This window comes from Streptomyces sp. NPDC052042 (assembly GCF_044548345.1).
Classification (GTDB): domain Bacteria; phylum Actinomycetota; class Actinomycetes; order Streptomycetales; family Streptomycetaceae; genus Streptomyces.
The window spans coordinates 259,596-279,666 of the sequence record NZ_JBIUBU010000003.1; the positions used below are offsets into that span (position 1 = coordinate 259,596).

Annotated in this window: 11 protein-coding genes; 8 read left to right on the plus strand and 3 right to left on the minus strand. The window is 72.3% G+C overall.

Annotated elements, in window-relative coordinates; translation table 11 throughout:
* Positions 1-251 precede the first annotated feature (251 nt).
* Complete coding sequence (locus ACIHCL_RS08530) at positions 252-3,512, plus strand: AAA family ATPase (protein WP_399858529.1); 3,261 nt, start codon at positions 252-254, stop codon at positions 3,510-3,512.
* A gap of 242 nt (positions 3,513-3,754) precedes the next feature.
* Here ACIHCL_RS08530 and ACIHCL_RS08535 read toward each other — a convergent pair whose 3' ends face one another.
* The 3 genes from ACIHCL_RS08535 to ACIHCL_RS08545 all read right to left on the minus strand — a co-directional run bounded on the left by ACIHCL_RS08535 (position 3,755) and on the right by ACIHCL_RS08545 (position 6,727).
* Positions 3,755-4,186, minus strand: a complete 432-nt coding sequence (locus ACIHCL_RS08535) for a DUF6191 domain-containing protein (RefSeq protein WP_399858531.1) — start codon at positions 4,184-4,186, stop codon at positions 3,755-3,757.
* Positions 4,187-4,207: 21 nt separating this feature from the next.
* Positions 4,208-5,395 (minus strand): PQQ-dependent sugar dehydrogenase, encoded by a 1,188-nt coding sequence (locus ACIHCL_RS08540; protein WP_399858533.1) that lies wholly within the window; start codon positions 5,393-5,395, stop codon positions 4,208-4,210.
* Between the two features lie 339 nt (positions 5,396-5,734).
* Positions 5,735-6,727: an aldo/keto reductase gene (locus tag ACIHCL_RS08545; RefSeq protein ID WP_399858536.1), complete on the minus strand. Its 993-nt coding sequence runs from the start codon at positions 6,725-6,727 to the stop codon at positions 5,735-5,737.
* A gap of 295 nt (positions 6,728-7,022) precedes the next feature.
* On the opposite strand from ACIHCL_RS08545, the gene ACIHCL_RS08550 reads away from it, so the two are divergent.
* The 7 genes from ACIHCL_RS08550 (at position 7,023) to ACIHCL_RS08580 (ending at position 19,997) form a co-directional block, all read left to right on the plus strand.
* Entirely contained in the window at positions 7,023-7,982 is a 960-nt protein-coding gene (locus ACIHCL_RS08550; protein ID WP_399858538.1) for a 2-hydroxyacid dehydrogenase, read from the plus strand.
* 563 nt (positions 7,983-8,545) lie between these two features.
* Positions 8,546-11,314, plus strand: a complete 2,769-nt coding sequence (locus tag ACIHCL_RS08555) for a putative bifunctional diguanylate cyclase/phosphodiesterase (RefSeq protein WP_399858971.1) — start codon at positions 8,546-8,548, stop codon at positions 11,312-11,314.
* Between the two features lie 216 nt (positions 11,315-11,530).
* Positions 11,531-13,387, plus strand: a complete 1,857-nt coding sequence (locus ACIHCL_RS08560) for an acetolactate synthase large subunit (protein WP_399858540.1) — start codon at positions 11,531-11,533, stop codon at positions 13,385-13,387.
* A gap of 23 nt (positions 13,388-13,410) precedes the next feature.
* Entirely contained in the window at positions 13,411-13,938 is a 528-nt protein-coding gene (gene ilvN, locus ACIHCL_RS08565; RefSeq protein ID WP_399858542.1) for an acetolactate synthase small subunit, read from the plus strand.
* Between the two features lie 162 nt (positions 13,939-14,100).
* A complete protein-coding gene (gene ilvC, locus ACIHCL_RS08570) occupies positions 14,101-15,102 on the plus strand; it encodes a ketol-acid reductoisomerase (protein ID WP_399858544.1) in 1,002 nt (333 codons plus the stop codon).
* Between the two features lie 265 nt (positions 15,103-15,367).
* Positions 15,368-16,960 (plus strand): phosphoglycerate dehydrogenase, encoded by a 1,593-nt coding sequence (serA, locus tag ACIHCL_RS08575; protein ID WP_399858547.1) that lies wholly within the window; start codon positions 15,368-15,370, stop codon positions 16,958-16,960.
* A gap of 610 nt (positions 16,961-17,570) precedes the next feature.
* On the plus strand, positions 17,571-19,997 hold the full coding sequence (locus ACIHCL_RS08580; protein WP_399858549.1) for a Tox-REase-5 domain-containing protein: 2,427 nt from the start codon (positions 17,571-17,573) through the stop codon (positions 19,995-19,997).
* Positions 19,998-20,071 lie beyond the last annotated feature (74 nt).

Here is a 20,071-nt window from a genome sequence, read left to right on the forward strand (position 1 = left end):
ACCGCGCGTGCGTGGCGGTCCGACGGCGTGCTTCGCGCGAGTGCCGGGGCGGTGGCGTACCCACGCCGGCCGATTCCACGGCCCGGCTCCGGGACTCGTTCGCCGCAGCGGACTGAGCCGCCGCAGGAGGTAAGGCGGGCAGTGGTGCGGCGGGTGGCGTACGGGGCGGCGGGTGGCGTACGGAGGCGTCGTCCGCCGCACCCGCCATCCGGTGGCCCGCGCGCTCGCGGTCCTGTGCGATGCTCAGGCGTGTGGAGCCCCGGTCCGTCACCCCCGTGCCCGTCGCCCCTGAGCCGACCGGTCCCGAGCCGGTCGGCTCCGCTCGGCCCGGATCCCTGCCGACCGGTTCCGCGTTCGTCAGCCCCGTCTTCGTGGGCCGTGTGGCCGAGTCCGCCGCGCTCGTCGACGCGCTCACCCGTGCCACCGCTCCGGCCGACGTCTCGGCCGACGGCACCGCCGACGGACCCCGGGCGCTGCTGATCGGCGGCGAGGCGGGCGTCGGCAAGACCAGGCTGGTCGAGGAGTTCCTCGGCCAGGCGGTGCGCCGCGAGGCCGTCGTCGCCGTCGGCGGCTGCGCCGGCACCGGCGCCGACGCCCTCCCGTACGCCCCGTTCTCCACCGCCCTGCGCGCCCTGCGCCGTGCCCTGCCCGACGAGATGGCCGCGGCCTGTGCCGGGCAGGAGGGAGAACTGGCCCGGCTGCTCCCCGAACTCGGCAGAGCCGAGTACGAGGCGACCGACGAGCACGGCACCGCCCGCCTCTTCGAACTCACCGCCGGTCTCCTGGAACGCGTCTCCCTGCGGCACGCGGTCGTTCTGGTCCTGGAGGATCTGCACTGGGCCGACGCCTCCACACGCCGTCTCCTCGCCCACCTCCTCCACACCATGCGCACCGGCCGTCTCGTGGTCATCGGCACCTACCGCTCCGACGACCTCCACCGCCGCCACCCTCTGCGTCCCCTCCTCGCCGAACTGGACCGGCTGCGGACCGTCCGTCGGATCGAACTCGCCCGTTTCGACCGCGCCGAGGTCCGCCGACAGCTCACCGGCATCCTCGCCGCCGCCCCCGAACCCGGCCTCGTGGACGAGATCCACCGGCGCTCCGACGGCAACGCCTTCTTCGTGGAGGAACTCGCCCGCGGACTGGAGAACGGCGACGGTTCGCGGCTCCCCGGCTCACTGCGCGACCTCCTGCTCATCCGCGTCGACGCCCTGCCCGGACGCTCCCGCAGGATCGTCCGCATCGTCGCCGAGGGCGGTTCCGCCGTCGAGTACGGACTGCTGGCCGCCGTCGCCGGGCTCACCGGGGACGCGCTCGACGAGGCCGACCTCATCGACGCGCTGCGAGCCGCCGTCGGCGCCGGTCTGCTGCTCACCACCCCGGAGGGCGACGGCTACCGCTTCCGCCACGCACTGGTGCGCGAGGCCGTCGGCGACGATCTGCTGCCCGGTGAGCGTTCCCGTCTCCACCAGTGCTACGCGCAGGCGCTGGAGGCCGACCCCACCCTCGTGCGCCGGGACGAACGCGCCACCCGGCTCGCCGGCCACTGGTACGGCGCACGCGACGCCGCCAAGGCGCTCCCGGCCGTGCTGAACGCCTCGGCCGAGGCTCGCGCACGTCATGCGTTCGCCGAGCAACTCCGCCTGCTGGAACGGGCGATGGAACTCTGGGACGACGCCCCCGAGGAGGTGCGCCATACCCTGCGCCCCCTGGGCCACGCCGAGAGCCCCCCGCTCCCCGGCCGCGCCGAAGGTTCGACGGTACGCGACCGGACCGAAGGCGCGTCCTTCCGCGACCGCGCCCCGGAGCCCGGCACCACCCCGCTCCGTCGACCCGATCATGTCGACCGCGTCGGCCTGATGGCCGAGGCGACTGTCGCCGCCCGGTTCGGCGGTGAACGCGATCGTGCCCTGGCCATCGCCGAGAAGGCCACCCGCACCCTGGAGCACGCGGGCGGCGATCCGCTGCGCTCCGCCTGGTTCTGGGTCCAGCGCGCCCGCCTGACACGGGACCTCGCCCGCGGCGACGGCCGACGGGAACTCGCCCGCGCCCGGGAACTCGTGCGCGGACTGCCGCCGTCCGCCGTGCACGCCGAAGTCCTGCTGAACGTGGCGGGATGGGGAGCCCGGCACCGGCCGGGGCCCGATGTCCTGCAGACCGCCGACCGGGCGGTGGAGTACGCCCGGCTCATCGGGGACGCGCGCGTCGAACTGCACGCCCGACTCGTCCGAGGTCGGCTCACCGCCGACGCGGGCGGTGTGGAGGAGGGCATCGCCGAGATGTACGCCGCCCGTGAGAGAGCCGGCGAACTGCGTCTGGCCGATGTCATGAGCCGGGCCGCCACCGACCTCCCCACCACCCTCGAATCCATGGGGCGCTCGTTGGAAGCCGTGGCGGCGGCGGACCACGGAGTCGAGACCGCCCACGCCCTCGGCATCGCCGACGCGGCGGCACACGCCGCCCGGTCCGACCGGACCCGGGCGCTCGTCGCCTCCTGCCGTACCGAACTGGCCCTCGCCCGGGGAGACCTGGCCGAGGCCGGCCTCCAACTCGCGGCGTCCCGGCACCGCTCCGTCTCGGACGGCCCCCGCTCCGGGCACCTCATCACCTTCGTACGGCACACCATCGGCCTCGCGGTCCGGCAGGGCGGGCTCACCGAAGCGCGGGCGGCCTTCTTCGAGGCCCTGGCGGACGAGGACTTCCGGCCCGGAGTCCAGCGGTACGCGCTGCCGCTGCTCCATGTCGTCGCGGAGGCCGAGGCGGACGTCCGGGGCCGTCCCGGCCCGGATGCCGACCGGTCCGCGGTCCTCGCCGCCGTCCGGGCCCGCCTGAAGCGGTTGCCGGCACTCGTCCCGGCCTGGGCCGCGTACGTGCTGCTGGTGGAAGCCGAACTGGCCCGTGCCGAGGGCGTCGACACCCCCGACCACTGGGCCCGCGCCGCCGCCGCCTTCGCGCCCCTGGGCCGCCCGTACGAACTGGCACGAGTCCGCCGACGCTGGGCCGCGGCACTTCTCACCGCCTCCGGAGACCGGTCCGCCGCCGCCCTTCTGCTGCGCGAGGCCCACCGCACCGCCCGCCGGCTCGGCGCGCACCCGCTGACCGAGACCATCGAGCAACTGGCCGGACGTGCCCGTGTCCCCCTCACCGACCCCGGTGCGGCTCCCGGCGGCGGCTCCGTCGTCGCCGGACGTGAGGGGCCCGTGTCACCGGCCTTCGACCTCGGTACCGTGTCCGGCCCGGACTTCGGCGCACGCGACGGGGAAGAGCCGGGGGAGGCCGCCGCGCGGGCGGTGGAGCGCTTCGGGCTGACCAAGCGCGAGCAGGAAGTGCACCGGCTGGTCGCCGCCGGGCACACGAACCGCAGCATCGCCGAGGAGCTCTACATCTCGCCCAAGACCGCCAGCGTGCACGTCTCCCGCATTCTCGCCAAGCTCGGCGTCTCCAGCCGCGGTGAGGCCGCCGCCCTCGCCCACCGGCTCCACCTGTACCCCGCCCCGGACTCCGCCCCCTGACGCCTGCCCGGCCGCCTCACCGCAGTTCCGGCAACACCGGGCCTCCGATGAATCCGGGGCCTCCGATGAATCCGGGACTTCCGAGGAGGACGGGCTTGTGGTGAGGCCGGATCTCCGACGCTGCCGGGCGGGCCCCGGCGGTGCCGGACCGCTCGCGGTGGCCGGCCTGCGACGATGCCGGGCCTCCGGCGCGGAACCGCTTCCCGCCGTCTCCCCGCCGAACGGACCCGGGCGATCCGGTCCTACGGCTGCGGCGCGGGCCCGGTCTCCGACATGCCCTCCGAAGGGACGTGCGCCGCGGACTCGGACTCCCGGCCCCGAACCGCTTCCGCCGCCGTGCCCCGAGCCCGTTGCGCGCCCGGGACCCGGCCCGCCGACGGATCGCCGTCACGGGGAGCTCCGTCGCCACCGGACGCCCCGTTTTCCTTTGGCGTCCCGTCGTCACCGGACGTCCCTTCGTCCTCCGGTGTCCCTTCGTCCCCCGGTATCCGCGGTGTTCCGCTGGCCCCGGGCGCCCGGACGACCACCTTTCCGGAGGTCAGATCTATCGGCCCGCGCCCCGGGTCGCCGACGCCCAGATCGACTCGGGTCAGCTCCAGCCGCTTCCGTTCCTCGGCCACGTGCCTGCGGCCCGGTGCGAAGAGTTCCTCGAAGAAGTTGAACACCGGTCGCACGCCCTTTCGCCGCTGTCGTCGCTACCGCACCTCCAGCACCAGGATCCTGTCGTCTCCCGGCTTCGGGGTGCCGCGCTTGTCCGTATTGTTCGTGACGAGCCAGAGTTTGTCGCCGCCCGCGGCGAGCACGGTGCGAAGACGGCCGTACTTCCCCTTCAGGAACGCCTGCGGCGCCGCCAGAAGTTCCGCGTCCTCCTTGCCGGACAGTGGAATCCGCCAGAGCCGCTCACCGCGCAGGCCCGCCATCCAGATCGAGCCCTTGGCGAAGGCGATCCCGCTCGGTGACGCCTCGGACGGCTTCCACTGTGCCACGGGATCGATGAACCCCTTCTTCCCGGACTTGCCCTCGGCCTCCGGCCAGCCGTAGTTGCCTCCCGGCACGATCCGGTTCAGCTCGTCCCAGGTGTCCTGCCCGAACTCGGACGCCCACAGTTGCTTGTGCTCGTCCCAGGCCAGCCCCTGCACATTGCGGTGTCCGTACGAATACACCACGGAGTCGGCCTCCGGGTTGCCGTGCAGCGGCTGCCCGTCCGGAGTCATCCGCAGGATCTTCCCGGCCAACGACTTCTTGTCCTGCGCGAGCCCGCCGTCGCCCGTGTCCCCGGTGCCCGCGTACAGCATGCGGTCCGGGCCGAAGGCGATCCGCCCGCCGTTGTGGACCGTGCCCTTCGGGATGCCCCGCAGAATCGTGTCCGGCGCGCCCAGCAGGCGGCCCGGCGTCGTGCCTTTCTCGTCGTACTGCATGCGCGCGATGCGGTTGTCGGACGCGGTCGTGAAGTACGCGTACACCAGGTGGTCCGAACCGTACGCGGGGGAGACCGCGATGCCCAGCAGCCCGCCCTCCCCACCGGACGCCACCCCCGGCACGGTACCGATCAGGGTCTTCTTGCCGCTCTTCGCGTCGATCCGGGTGATCGTGCCCCGGTCGCGCGAGGACACCAGCAGATCCCCGTCGGGCAACTCCGCCAGCCCCCACGGCGATTCGAGGCCCTCGGTGAGCGTGGAGACCACCCGCACCGAGCCCTTCGCGGGCGGCGGGGTGACCGAAGCGGGCGGCGCGGCCGACGGGCCGGACCCGGAGACGGAGGGGGCGGGGTGCCGGGACGGCGTCACGCCCGCCTCACCGATGCCATCGATCCGCGAGGAACAACCGGCGGCCAGCACGAGCACCCCCGCGGCCAGCGCGGCCACCGCCCCCCGGCCAGCCACGCCGGACCGCCCCCGACGGCCCGAGGGGCCCCGGCCCCGTACCGCTCCCAACAGAACACCGCTCACAGCACCGGTCCCTTCGACGCCTTCGACGACCCGGATACCGTTCTTACACCGAGACCCCGCCCCGGGACGCCCGGCCCGGCCGATTTCCTCGGCCGAACGGCGGCCACGATCACGGGGCGGCGACGGTCACGGCCCGGCACCGGGCACCGCGGCCGGTCCGTGCGGCTGGTCCGCACGGTCGGGCCGCGGTCGGGCCGGACCCGGGCACCCCGGACCCGGGCACCCCGGACCCGGGCCTTCCGGGCACCCCGGAGCCGGAGGCCGGCCCCGCCGTCAGTCCCAGGAACCCCGCGCCGGGGGCAGCCGGGCGATCTCCAGCAGGTCGCGCTCGGTCAGCCTCAGCTCGGCCGCTCCCGCGTTCTCCACCGCCCAGCGCTCCCGCTTGGTCCCCGGGATCGGCACCACGTGCGGCCCCTGCCCCAACACCCAGGCCAGCGCCACCTGCGCCACGGTCGCCCCGTGCCGTTCGCCGATCCGGCGCAGCCCGGCCACCACCGGCTGGTTCGCGGCCATCATCTCGGCGGTGAACCGGGGGTGCCTGGCCCGCAGGTCGTCCGGTTCGAACCCCTGCCCCGGGGTGAGCGTGCCCGTCAGGAAGCCGTTCCCCAACGGCATCGCCGCCAGCAGCCCCACGCCCCGCGCCGAGCACCACGGGAGCAGCGACTTCAGCGCTTCCGGTGACCAGACCGAGAGTTCGGCCTCCACCGCGCTCACCGGGAAGACCTGCTGCACCCGATCCAGCTGACGGATCGTTTCGTCATACATGCCGGCCCTCGGCCGCCGGGACGCCCGCGCCCCGACCGCGCACAGTCCGAGCGCCCGCACCTTTCCGGCCGTCACCAACTCCGCCATCGCACCCCAGGTCTCCTCCACCGGCACCTCGGGATCGGCACGGTGGAGCTGGTACAGGTCGATCACATCGGTCTGCAGCCGCCGCAACGAGGCGTCGCAGGCCCGACGCACATAACCGGGACGGCCGTTGGCGACGATGTGCTGATCGCCCACCAACAGCCCGCACTTGGTGGAGACGAAGGCATCGGATCTGCGGCCCTTCAGCGCCCGGCCCACCAGCAGTTCATTGGTGAACGGGCCGTACATGTCCGCGGTGTCGAGCAGTTGGACCCCCGCGTCGAGCGCTGCGTGCACCGCGCGCAACGCTCGGTCACCACGCCGCTGCGACGCGCTGTACGCCCAGCTCATCGGCATACAGCCAAGTCCGACCGCACCCACGGCGAGCGCCGCCGCACCGAGACTCCTGCGTTCCAACTCCCCGAACCCTCCCTCGGCCCCGCCGTCACGGGACCACGAACGCACCCCAAACTAACCTCTGTCGACCGCCGTCCCTCGCGCAGCCTCCCGGCAGCCGCCGCGCCCCCTACGACTGTTGGCGGCCGGGGCCCGTCGCGCGGATGCCGGACCAGGCCCGTGCCGTGTTCTCGAACCGCGGTCCGTAGTCCGTAGTCCGCAGTCCGCAGTCCGCAGCGTCCCGCGGTGCGGCGAGGCCGCGGCCGTCATCCGGTGCCCGCCGGAGGAACAAGGGACAGCCCTTACCCTTCGCACCATGACTTCGACGACTTCGACGCAGACCCGCGGCGTATGGCTGCCGTATCCCGCCGACGAGATCGACGGGCTTCCGGACGGCCTCTCCTACCACTTCTGGGACGGCGCGGGGGACTACCCCACGGACCCGGCCGAGTGTGCCTTCTACGTGGTGCCGTATCTGGCGGGCGCCGAGGCGGCGGTCCGCCCGTTCGCGGCCATGACCCGCGTCCAGGTCGTGCAGACGCTCACCGCGGGCACCGACGACGTGGAAGCGAGCCTCGGCGAGCTGCCCGCCGGGGCGAGGCTGTGCAACGCCCGAGGCGTTCACGAGGCGTCGACCGCAGAGCTGGCCCTCACCCTGATCCTCGCCTCCCTGCGCGGTGTCCCCGAGTTCGTCCGCGGCCAGGACAAGGAGGAGTGGCGCTCCGGCTTCTATCCCGCGCTCGCCGACAAGTCGGTGCTGATCGTGGGGTACGGGTCGATCGGCGCCGCCATCGAGGACCGGCTGGCTCCCTTCGAATGCGCACGGGTGGCGCGCGTCGCACGCTCCGCACGCGCGACGGCGCGCGGCCCGGTGCACACGCTCGGCGACCTGCCCGCGCTCCTGCCCGAGGCCGACGTCGTCGTGCTGTCCACCCCGCTGAACCCGTCCACGCGAGGGCTGGTGGACGCGGAGTTCCTCGCCGCGATGCGGGACGGCGCCCTGCTTGTGAACGTCGCACGGGGCGGCGTCGTCGACACCGGAGCGCTCCTGGCCGAACTGGAGTCGGGCCGACTGCGCGCGGCCCTCGACGTCACCGACCCGGAGCCCCTGCCGGCCGGCCACCCCCTCTGGCGCGCTCCCCATGCCCTCGTCTCCCCGCACGTCGGCGGCAGCACCTCCGCGTTCCTGCCGCGCGCCAAGCGTCTGCTGGCCGCGCAGCTGAATCGCTTCGCCACGGGGGAGCCGCTGCACAACGTCGTGCGTACCGCCGGTTGATCACAAGATGACCATGAACCGACCACGCTACGGGCCCGTATGACTGCGCTCCGTCTCGACCGAGCCCTTGATCGTCACGCTGGGTAGATGGACTATGTCCCTGAGTGACCGGTCTGGTGTATCGTCCCGAAAGGGGCGCTGCGCCGAGGCGGGACGGTGCCGGGGAGGACGCAACACACGAGGGGGCAACGGGTGATGTACGGCCCAGGGGCGAACGATCCGACACGGCGCGGCGGCCGTCGGCCGCCGCGCCCCGGCGCCGGGTATCGGGCGTCCGCGTGCGGGGCGGTCCCCGTGCGCGGGGCCGGGGCGACGGGCCGCGCCCGTGCCGGCCACGCACCGGCGGGTCCGGCGGGGCGCCGGGCCGGGTCGCACGGCGTCACGCGGCGTCCGGCCGACCGCGGACGGGATCCGGTGTGGCACACGACCCGCCTCGAACGGGTTCTCGCGGGACGCCGGATGCGTGCACGGCCGATGGTGTCGGGTGTGCCCCGGTGAGCGCGCCGTCCGATGCCCTCGGGGCCTTCCTGGCCCGGCGGACGGCCGTCGGCGGCACCGCCGCGATGGTCTCGCAGATCCTGCTCGGCCTCGCCTGCGCCGGTTACGCGGTCGGGGCGGCCCTCGGCTGGGGCTCACCGGAACTGGCCCTTTTCATGGGGGATTTCGGTCTCAGCGCCGCCGCGCTGATCGCCGCCGTCTCCTGCTTCCTCTACGCACGTGCCGGCGGCGACCGGTGCCGGCCGGCCTGGCTGCTGTTCTCGGTCTCCTCGCTGATGGCCGCCGGGGGCAACGCCGTCTGGGGCTGGTACGAGGTCGTGCGCGGGGTCCCGGTTCCCAGCCCCTCCCTGGCCGACGTCTTCTTCCTGTGCTTCGCGCCCCCCGCCGTCATCGGACTGCTCGTCCTCGCCAAACGCCCCGTCACCCGGGCGGGCTGGCTCTGCCTCGTCCTGGACTCCTGGCTGATCGGCGGATCGCTCCTCACCATCTCCTGGAGCCTCGCCCTCGCCCACACCGCGCACCTCGCGGACACCGAGGGGGCGAGTGTCGCCCGCGCGGCGCTCTCGCTGGCCTACCCGCTGCTCGACATCGTGCTGGTCTCCATGGTGCTGGCCCTGCACTTCCGCCGCGCCAACGTCAACCGCTCCGCGGTGAACACGGCCATCGCCGCCCTGGCCGTGACGGTCCTGTCCGACGCCCTGTTCACCTCGCCGCTGCTGCGGCAGGCGTACCACTCCGGCCAGTTGCTGGACGCCGGATGGTTCGCCGGGTCGCTGCTCCTCGCCTACGCCCCCTGGGGCGCGCGGAGCGCCGCGGGCGACGCCCTGGCGCCGCGCGAGGAGCCGAGCCAGGCCAGTCGCCCCATCGCCGGTTCGCTGGCCGCGCTCACGCCGTACCTCGCCGCCGCCGTCTGCACCCTCGGCATCCTCTACAACGTCGTCGAGGGCCGCAGGGTCGACCGGGTCGTGCTCTTCACCGGCTGCACGGTGGCGCTCGCCCTCGTCGTGCGGCAGGCCATCATGCTCGTCGACAACATCGCCCTCACCCACGAGTTGGCCCAGAAGGAGAACCACTTCCGCTCGCTGGTGCAGGGCTCCAGCGACGTCATCATGATCGCCGCCCCCAGCGGTGTCCTGCGCTACGTCAGCCCCGCCGCCTCGGGGGTGTACGGGCGTGACGCCGAGGACCTGGTCGGCACCCAGCTCGCCGCGATCATCCACCGCGACGACCTGGGAGGCGTGGTCCATGAACTGCGCCGGTTCCTCGCCGCTCCACCGAGCGAGGAGCCGACCACCCGTATCGAGTGCCGCTTCAGATCGGGTACGGGCGACTGGCTCAACGTCGAGTCCACGGTCAACCGCCACCAGGGCGGGCTGATCCTGAACAGCCGAGACGTGACCGAGCGGGTGCGGCTGCAGGCCCAGCTGCAGCACAACGCCGAGCACGACCCGCTCACCGGCCTGCCCAACCGCGCCTTGTTCACCGGGCGGGTCCGGCAGGCCCTCGGCGGCCGTCGCACCGGTGACGCGGGCACCGCCGTGCTCTTCATCGACCTCGACGGCTTCAAGGCGGTCAACGACCGCCTGGGGCACCAGGCGGGCGACGAACTCCTTGTCCAGGCCGCCCACCGCCTCCAGGAGTCCGTCCGGGCCGGCGACACCGCGGCTCGCCTCGGCGGCGACGAATTCGCGGCGATCATCCTCGGCGACGGCACCGGCGACCAGCCCGCCCGCGAGTGCCAGGTCCATGAGATCGCCGACCGGCTCCGTCTCACCCTCTCCGAGCCCTACCGCATCGGAGTCGGCGACGTCCGGGTGGCCGCGTCCATCGGAGTGGCCTTCGCGGAGCCCGGCATCACCCCCAGCGACCTCATGCGCAACGCCGACCTCGCCATGTACCGGGCCAAGGCGGGCGGCAAGAACCGCGTCGAGCTGTATGCCCCGCAGATGCAGGCCGAGGTGGTCCGCCGCACCGAACTGGCCGCCCGGCTCCGCGACGCCCTGCGCGACGGCGAGTTCGCCCTGCTGCACCAGCCAGTGGTGCACCTCGCCACCGGCACCGTCGCGGCCGTCGCCGCCCAGGCCCGCTGGCGCTCCGCCCAGGGCATCCTGTTCACCCCCGCCGAATTCCTCCGGGTGGCCGAGGACGGCGACCGCACCGCCGAACTCGGCCGCTGGCTCCTCGAAGAGGCCATCGAACAGGCAGCCGACCGGGCCAGGGCGGGGCGCAAGGTCTCCGTCTCGGTACGGCTCCCAGCCCGTAGACTGCTCGACAAGGGAACACCCTCCAGCTCCGTCGAGGCCCTGCTCACCCGGCACGGCCTGCCTGCGGGCGCCCTCATGATCGAGGTCGCCGAGAGCGACCCCCGGATCCCCTTCGACGAACTCGAACAGCGCCTCGTCGCGTTGCGCCGCCTCGGCGTCCGCATCGCGCTCGACGGATTCGGCAGTGGATACGCGGCCATAAACGCCCTGCGACGGCTCCCCATCGACGTGCTCAAACTGGACCGCGGTCTTGTCGAGGGGGTCGTGGAGTCCGCCCGCCTCCACAAGATCACCAGCGGGCTGCTGCGGATCGCCTGCGATCTGGGCATGCAGTCCGTGGCCGACGGTGTCGATGTACCGGAGCAGGTCCTGGCCCTGCGCGCCATGGGCTGTACGCACGGCCAGGGAATGGCGTTCTCCGGCCCGCTCGACGAGTACCGGCTGCGCCGTGCCCTCGACCGGGGCACGTTCCCGATGCCCGGCACGGCCACCGCCCAGCCCGTCCTGGCAGGCGGCTCGGTGCCGCTCCTCAGTGGCTCACATAGTGAGACGCCCGTCCCACCCACTTGACACGTCGTGCGCGTCGGAGAGAGGGTCGATGCCATGCGCACCCGAATTCTCGTACTTGGACAGCGCGTCGGCTGAAGCAGAGTCCCTCGATGGCACTCTGCAGACCGCACCGACGCGCTCCCCTCGCTTGCCTCATGGCACGAGGGGTTTTTTGTTGCACCGGAACCACGCAAACGTCGCAGAACACCCGCACAAACCCTCAGCTTCGAGAAGAGAATGCCGATGACCGAGCAGGCCACAGGGGCCCACCATCCCCAGCCGCGGGCCCGTAACGGCGGATCGCCCTCCGCCACCGTTGAGCACGTCACGGGCGCGCAGTCCCTCATCCGCTCCCTCGAGGAGGTGGGGGCCGACACGGTATTCGGCATTCCCGGCGGCGCCATCCTTCCGGCCTACGACCCGATGATGGACTCCAGCCGGGTCCGTCACGTGCTCGTCCGCCACGAGCAGGGCGCCGGACACGCCGCCACCGGCTACGCGCAGGCCACCGGCAAGGTCGGCGTCTGCATGGCCACCTCCGGCCCCGGCGCCACCAACCTGGTCACGCCGATCGCGGACGCCCACATGGACTCTGTCCCGCTGGTCGCGATCACGGGCCAGGTCTCCTCCAAGGCGATCGGCACGGACGCCTTCCAGGAGGCGGACATCTGCGGCATCACGATGCCGATCACCAAGCACAACTTCCTCGTCACCAGGGCGGAGGACATCCCGCACACCATCGCCGAGGCGTTCCACATCGCCTCCACCGGACGTCCGGGCCCCGTCCTCGTTGACATCGCCAAGGACGCCCTCCAGGCGCAGACCACGTTCAGCTGGCCGCCCACCCAGGACCTGCCCGGCTACCGTCCGGTCACCAAGCCGCACGCCAAGCAGATCCGCGAGGCCGCCAAGCTGATCACCCAGGCCCGGCGCCCGGTGCTGTACGTCGGCGGCGGCGTCATCAAGGCCGGAGCCACCGCCGAGCTGAAGGTCCTCGCCGAACTCACCGGAGCGCCCGTCACCACCACCCTGATGGCGCTCGGCTCATTCCCCGACAGCCACCCGCTGCACGTCGGAATGCCGGGCATGCACGGTTCGGTCACCGCCGTCACCGCGCTGCAGAAGGCCGACCTGATCGTCGCCCTCGGAGCCCGCTTCGACGACCGCGTCACCGGCAAGCTGGACAGCTTCGCCCCGTACGCCAAGGTCGTCCACGCCGACATCGACCCCGCCGAGATCGGCAAGAACCGCGCCGCCGACGTCCCGATCGTGGGCGACGCCCGCGAGGTCCTCGCCGACCTCGTCCAGGCCGTCCAGGCCGAGCACAACGCGGGACACGTCGGCGACTACGCGTCCTGGTGGAAGGACCTCAACCGCTGGCGCGAGACGTACCCGCTCGGCTACGACGTTCCCGAGGACGGCAGCCTGTCCCCGCAGCAGGTCATCCAGCGCATCGGCAAGCTCGCCCCCGAGGGCACGATCTTCGCCGCGGGCGTCGGCCAGCACCAGATGTGGGCCGCCCACTTCATCGACTACGAGCGGCCCGCCACCTGGCTGAACTCCGGCGGCGCCGGAACGATGGGGTACGCGGTCCCGGCCGCGATGGGTGCCAAGGCCGGGGCGCCGGACCGCACGGTCTGGGCCATCGACGGCGACGGCTGCTTCCAGATGACCAACCAGGAACTCACCACCTGCGCGCTCAACAACATCCCGATCAAGGTCGCGGTCATCAACAACGGCGCGCTCGGCATGGTCCGCCAGTGGCAGACCCTGTTCTACAACCAGCGGTACTCCAACACGGTGCTGCACTCCGGTGCCGACACCGAGGGCGTCCCGGCGAAGGGCACCCGCGTCCCGGACTTCGTCAAGCTGTCCGAGGCCATGGGCTGCCACGCCATCCGCTGCGAGGACCCGGCCGATCTGGACAAGGTCATCGAAGAGGCCAACGCCATCAACGACCGCCCGGTCGTGATCGACTTCATCGTCCACGAGGACGCCATGGTCTGGCCGATGGTCGCCGCCGGCACCTCCAACGACGAGGTCATGGCCGCCCGCGGGGTCCGCCCCGACTTCGGCGACAACGAAGACGACTGAGAGACAGCAGAGAGAACGACGCCATGTCCACCAAGCACACGCTCTCCGTCCTGGTCGAGAACAAGCCCGGTGTCCTCGCCCGGATCACCGCCCTGTTCTCCCGCCGCGGCTTCAACATCGACTCGCTCGCGGTCGGAACCACCGAACACCCCGACATCTCGCGCATCACGATCGTCGTCGATGTCGAGGGCCTGCCTCTTGAGCAGGTGACCAAGCAGCTCAACAAGCTGGTGAACGTCCTCAAGATCGTCGAACTGGAGCCGTCCGCTGCGATCCAGCGGGAGCTCGTCCTGGTGAAGGTCCGCGCAGACAACGAGACCCGCTCCCAGATCGTCGAGATCGTCCAGCTGTTCCGCGCCAAGACCGTGGACGTCTCCCCGGAGGCGGTCACGATCGAGGCCACCGGCGGCGCCGACAAGCTGGAGGCCATGCTCAGGATGCTGGAGCAGTACGGCATCAAGGAGCTGGTCCAGTCCGGCACCATCGCCATAGGGCGCGGCGCGCGCTCGATCACCGACCGGTCCCTGCGCGCCCTCGACCGCACGGCCTGATCCGTCCGGCGCCGTACGGCCTCGTCCGAGAGTGCCGTACGGCCCGGCCCGGAAGCACCGGGCGCCGCCCACTCGCCGCCCGCATGGCGAGATCCTTCAACGTTTCCGACGCACCCCGCCGTACGGTGGGAAGCAACACCTGCACATCAAGGAGAGACACCAGTGGCCGAGCTGTTCTACGACGACGACGCAGACCTGTCCATCATCCAGGGCCGCAAGGTCGCGGTCATCGGTTACGGCAGCCAGGGCCACGCCCACGCGCTGTCGCTGCGTGACTCGGGTGTCGACGTCCGTGTCGGCCTGCACGAGGGCTCCAAGTCCAGGACCAAGGCCGAGGAGCAGGGCCTGCGCGTGGTGACCCCGGCCGAGGCCGCCGCCGAGGCCGACGTGATCATGATCCTCGTCCCGGACCCGATCCAGGCCAAGGTCTACGAGGAGTCCATCAAGGACAACCTCAAGGACGGCGACGCGCTGTTCTTCGGCCACGGCCTGAACGTGCGCTACGGCTTCATCAAGCCGCCGGCCGGCGTCGACGTCTGCATGGTCGCCCCGAAGGGCCCGGGCCACCTGGTCCGCCGCCAGTACGAGGAGGGTCGCGGGGTTCCCTGCATCGTGGCCGTCGAGCAGGACGCCACGGGCAGCGCCTTCGCGCTGGCGCTGTCGTATGCCAAGGGCATCGGCGGCACCCGGGCCGGCGTCATCAAGACGACCTTCACCGAGGAGACCGAGACCGACCTGTTCGGCGAGCAGGCCGTCCTCTGCGGTGGTACCGCCGCCCTGGTCAAGGCCGGTTTCGAGACCCTGGTCGAGGCCGGTTACCAGCCGGAGATCGCGTACTTCGAGTGCCTGCACGAGCTGAAGCTCATCGTGGACCTCATGTACGAGGGCGGCCTGGAGAAGATGCGCTGGTCCATCTCGGAGACCGCCGAGTGGGGCGACTACGTCACCGGCCCGCGCATCATCACCGACGCCACCAAGGCCGAGATGAAGAAGATCCTCGCGGAGATCCAGGACGGCTCCTTCGCCAAGAACTGGATGGACGAGTACCACAACGGCCTGCCGCGGTACAACGAGTACAAGAAGGCGGACAGCGACCACCTCCTGGAGACCACGGGCCGCGAGCTGCGCAAGCTCATGAGCTGGGTCAACGACGAGGACGCGTAACACGCCCCAGGGGGCGGACCGGAGACCCGGTCCGCCCCCTGCCGCGTTTCACCGCCGGAAGAGGCGGCGCGTCCGTGTGTACAAGTCGTCCACTCCGTGCGGGTGATCCTTCCAACGGGGCGCAGTACGCGTCCCGGTACATGACTAGACTTCTCCACACAACACGCGTCAGGCCCACAGTGTCGTGCGTCTTCCACGCGGCAAGCCCCCTCCACCGCCTGCGGCCGTCGGGACGGCCGTCCGCACTGGACTTGTGAGGACTCACGTGAGCTCGAAACCCGTCGTACTCATCGCTGAAGAGCTGTCGCCCGCCACGGTTGACGCCCTGGGCCCGGATTTCGAGATCCGGCGCTGCAACGGCGCGGACCGCGCCGAGCTCCTCCCCGCGATCGCCGACGTCGACGCCATCCTGGTGCGCTCCGCCACCAAGGTCGACGCCGAGGCCATCGCCGCCGCGAAGCGGCTGAAGGTCGTCGCCCGCGCGGGCGTGGGCCTGGACAACGTCGACGTCTCCGCCGCCACCAAGGCCGGCGTGATGGTCGTCAACGCCCCGACCTCCAACATCGTCACCGCCGCCGAGCTGGCCTGCGGTCTGCTGATCTCCACCGCGCGCAACATCCCGCAGGCGAACACCGCGCTCAAGAACGGCGAGTGGAAGCGCTCCAAGTACACCGGTGTCGAGCTGAGCGAGAAGACCCTCGGCGTCGTGGGCCTCGGCCGCATCGGCGTGCTGGTCGCCCAGCGCATGTCGGCCTTCGGCATGAAGATCGTCGCGTACGACCCCTATGTGCAGGCCGCCCGCGCCGCCCAGATGGGCGTCAAGCTCCTCTCGCTCGACGAGCTGCTGGAGGCGTCCGACTTCATCACCGTGCACCTGCCCAAGACCCCCGAGACGAGCGGCCTGATCGGCAACGAGGCACTGCACAAGGTGAAGCCGACCGTCCGTATCGTCAACGCCGCGCGCGGCGGCATCGTGGACGAGGCGGCGCTGGCCTCCGCCCTCAAGGAGGGCCGGGTCGCCGGTGCCGGGCTCGACGTGTACGCGGCGGAGCCGTGCACGGACTCCCCGCTGTTCGAGTTCGACCAAGTCGTCTGCACCCCGCACCTGGGCGCCTCCACCGACGAGGCGCAGGAGAAGGCGGGCATCGCGGTCGCCAAGTCCGTGCGCCTGGCCCTCGCCGGCGAACTGGTGCCGGACGCGGTCAACGTCCAGGGCGGTGTGATCGCCCAGGACGTGCGCCCGGGCCTGCCGCTCGCGGAGAAGCTCGGCCGGATCTTCACCGCGCTCGCGGGCGAGGTCGCCGTCCGGCTCGATGTCGAGGTGTACGGCGAGATCACCCAGCACGACGTCAAGGTGCTCGAACTCTCCGCGCTCAAGGGCGTGTTCGAGGATGTCGTCGACGAGACCGTGTCGTATGTGAACGCCCCGCTCTTCGCCCAGGAGCGCGGTGTCGAGGTCCGCCTCACCACCAGCTCCGAGTCGCCCGACCACCGCAACCTGGTGACCGTCCGCGGCACGCTCGCGGACGGCGAGGAGATCGCCGTCTCCGGCACGCTGGCCGGCCCCAAGCATCTTCAGAAGATCGTCGCCGTCGGTGAGTACGACGTGGACCTCGCGCTGGCCGAGCACATGGTCGTGCTGCGCTACGAGGACCGTCCCGGCGTCGTCGGCACGGTCGGCCGGATCCTCGGCGAGGCCGGTCTGAACATCGCGGGCATGCAGGTCTCGCGGACGGGTGCGGGCGGTGAGGCGCTGGTCGTCCTCACCGTCGACGACGACGTCCCGGCGTCGGTGCTCGCCGAGATCTCCACGGAGATCGGCGCCACATCGGCCCGTACGGTCGACCTCAGCGACTGACGACCCGACCGCGCCCCTCGCGGCCCGGCGCATCCGGTGTCCAAGGGCTGTCCCGTCATCCGTGGTGGCCGGCACGGTGGAGGGGCGCCCTCGGAGGGGGCCCGCCCGGGCGAACGAAGCCGAGGGCTCGGAGAAGTGCCGGACGGTGCGACGGGGCACACACCGCCGGGCGGGGCACTGGACGTTCGTCGCGCACGGGCGTCCGGTGCTGTGGTCGGCAGACCCTTCCGGCCGCAGCACCAGTACCGGTCTTCCCGCGCGACCTGCCCCCGGCTCCCGCCGGCGCGGCCTCCCGCGGTGCTCCTTCCGCCGCGGTCTTCGGCCCCACGTCTCCAGCGCAGCTCTCCCGCCGCGATGACGCGCGGCGCCCCACTCCGCCGCACCGGGCACGCGCGCACCGCTCGGGGCGCCGGGTTGGTGCGCGCGCTCACCTTCCGGGCGCCCCTCTGCCCGTCCGGGCCCGACCATGCGCACCCTCTTCGACGACGGCCGGTCACGCGAGAGCTGTGGGCCTCGCGTTGGGCCCTGAGACCCATGACGGGGCAGGGGCCCGGCCCTAGGGTGAATGGCTGTCGTATGACTGGCTGACAGCGGGGGTCGGGGGGCACGTATGTCTGTTGTCGGTGGCGTGCCAATTCCCGGAGGGCCGGCCCCGGTGGGCCCGGGGCACCGTGAGCTTCCGCGTCCGCTCCACACGGCACGGCTGTTGCTGTTCGTGCTGTTCGGCGCGACGGTCCTGGGCGGGCTCGGCCTGCTGGGTTCGGCGCTCGCGGTGGACGCGATGGGGGCCCAGGTCCTCGGCATCCTGCTGTACGCGGCCGCGCCGGGGGTGCTGGGCCTGCTGCTGGCCCGCCGGGTTCGCACCGGGGGCAGGCGGGTCTGGTGGGGGCTGATCGCCGTACAGGTGTGGCTGGTCCTCGGCGGCGTGGCCAACATCGGGGACGGTTCGGCGCGCGGCTTCGTCCAGCTCCTCCTCCCCGCCCTGATCCTGGTCCTCCTGACACGGGCGCAGAGCCGGTCCTGGTTCCTGCTGCCGCCGGTGGAGCGTGGCGGCAGGCCCACCGGGGAGCGGGGCGCGAAGCGCCGGTTCTCCCTCTCCCACATGATCACCTGGCGCCGGGACCGGGGGCAGTCCGCCCTGGAGTACCTGGGCCTGGTACTGATCGTCGTCGCGCTGATCGCGGCCATGACGCTGAGCGGTCTCGGCGGCCGGATCACCGCGGAGCTCCAGGCCGCCATCTGCTCGTTGAGCGGCTATTCCTGTCCGGCGTCCGGCGACGGCACGGGTGTCGAGGCCGGTGGCGCGGGCCGGAACGGCGGTGCGAGTGAGGGGGCCGGCGGCGGGGACACCGCGGGCGCGGACGACGGGGCGACGGTCACCGGCGGCATGAACGCGGGCCCCTCCGGCGCGGCCGACGGCGGCGGCGACGCGAGCGGCGGGACGAGCGGCGGTTCCTCGGATGCGTCCGGCGGCTCCACGGGCGGCAGCGGCGGCACCGGCGGCCCCGACGACGGCCGTCCGGGCAGCGGCGTGGACACGTACCCCGAGGACAGCGACGAACCCGAGGCCGCCTACGACACGCCCGTGTCCGACGAGGACGACGACGGGAAGAAGGACGGCGGCGACACGGCCGACGAGGAGGACTGCAGCGGCTGGGGCTTCTTCGGCTGCGCCTGGGACCGTACGACCCAGGTCGTCAAGGGCCTGGCGGTCGACGGCGTCTGGGGCGACATCACCGGGATCATCGACCTGTTCAAGCCGGAGACCTGGTCCGGCATCGCGGAGTACGGCAAGCAGCTCGGCGACCAATGGCTGCAGGACTCCAAGGACGCCGGCAGCAAGTGGGACAAGGGCGACTACCTCGGGGCGCTCTGGGACTGGGGCTCGGCCTCGGTCAACACCGTCGTCAAGGTCGGAGACGACGTCTTCGTCGGCGACGAGGTCCGCGACCGCTGGAACAACGGGGAGAAGACCCGGGCCGTCACCGACGTGATCTGGAACGTCGGCTCCCTCCTCATCCCCGGCTACGACGTGGCGAAGGTCGTCGGCAAGGTCGGCAAACTCGGCACGCTGGGCAAGGTGGCCGAGGCGGTGGCGAAGGCCGCCGACGATGCGGGAGACGCTGCCCGCCGCGCCCGCAAGGCCGCCGAGCTGGGCGACCTCGACGGGGTGCGCAAGGCGGCCAAGGAGGCCGACGACGCCGCCGACGCGGCGGAGGACGCGGCACGCCGCACGGGCTGCGTCATCGCGTTCGGACCGGCCGCGGTGCGCTACGGCGGCGGGACCATAGGGGTCGCGGGGACCGGCACCGGGGTGCTGGCCTCCGGCTCCACCGGCCGGGTCGTCCTCGCGGGCGGTGGCTGCGACGAGGCGGCCAAGGCCGCGGCCGCGGAGGCGCGCGCCCAGGAACGGGCCGCCCATCTGGAACGGAAGCGGCTGGAGGAGCCGGAGCGCGCCCGCAAGGCGGAGCTGGAGAAGAAGCGGTACCCGGAGCCCACCCGCAACGACACCTCCGACCCGCGCAACTACAACCCGCCGTCCTGGGCCGATGACCTCAAGGGCCACAAGCTCGGTGACGCGGACCTGGGCGACGGCTACTGGGCCAGCCGCGACCGCAACCCCTTGCCCAACTGGAAGAACGAGTCCTGGCTGCGGTACCAGGAGCAGATCACCGGCACCAACCGGGGCCAGGAGTACGTCGTGCCGCACCCCAGGGAGGGCAAGCCGGCCGTGGAGTACGACGGCTGGGACTCCGGCAGGCAGACCTTCCTGGAGGCGAAGAACGGCTACCAGAGCTACCTGTCCCAGAGCGAACCGGGCACGCTCACCAAGTCCGGCAAGGACAAGTTCGTCACCGAGGCGAGGGCTCAGGTGGAGGCGTCCGGCGGACGGGCCGTGGAGTGGCACTTCTCCGATCCGGAGGTGGCGAAGGCGGCCCGCAAGGCGTTCCGGGACGAGGGCCTGCCGATCAAGGTCGTGCACACGAAGCCCAAGCCGAACGACAGCACCAGGAAACCGGGTGCCTTCGACGAGTAGCCTGCACGCGACGGGGGTCCGGCCGCGTCCGGACGGCGGCGGACCACCGTGCCCGACGGACGAAGCTCGACGGA

Coding starts and splice junctions, on each gene's coding strand:
- ilvN (WP_399858542.1), top strand. CDS start 13,411: ATGTCCACCAAGCACACGCTCTCCGTCCTGGTCGAGAACAAGCCCGGT.
- ACIHCL_RS08550 (WP_399858538.1), top strand. CDS start 7,023: ATGACTTCGACGACTTCGACGCAGACCCGCGGCGTATGGCTGCCGTAT.
- ACIHCL_RS08560 (WP_399858540.1), top strand. CDS start 11,531: ATGCCGATGACCGAGCAGGCCACAGGGGCCCACCATCCCCAGCCGCGG.
- ACIHCL_RS08555 (WP_399858971.1), top strand. CDS start 8,546: ATGGTCTCGCAGATCCTGCTCGGCCTCGCCTGCGCCGGTTACGCGGTC.
- ACIHCL_RS08580 (WP_399858549.1), top strand. CDS start 17,571: ATGTCTGTTGTCGGTGGCGTGCCAATTCCCGGAGGGCCGGCCCCGGTG.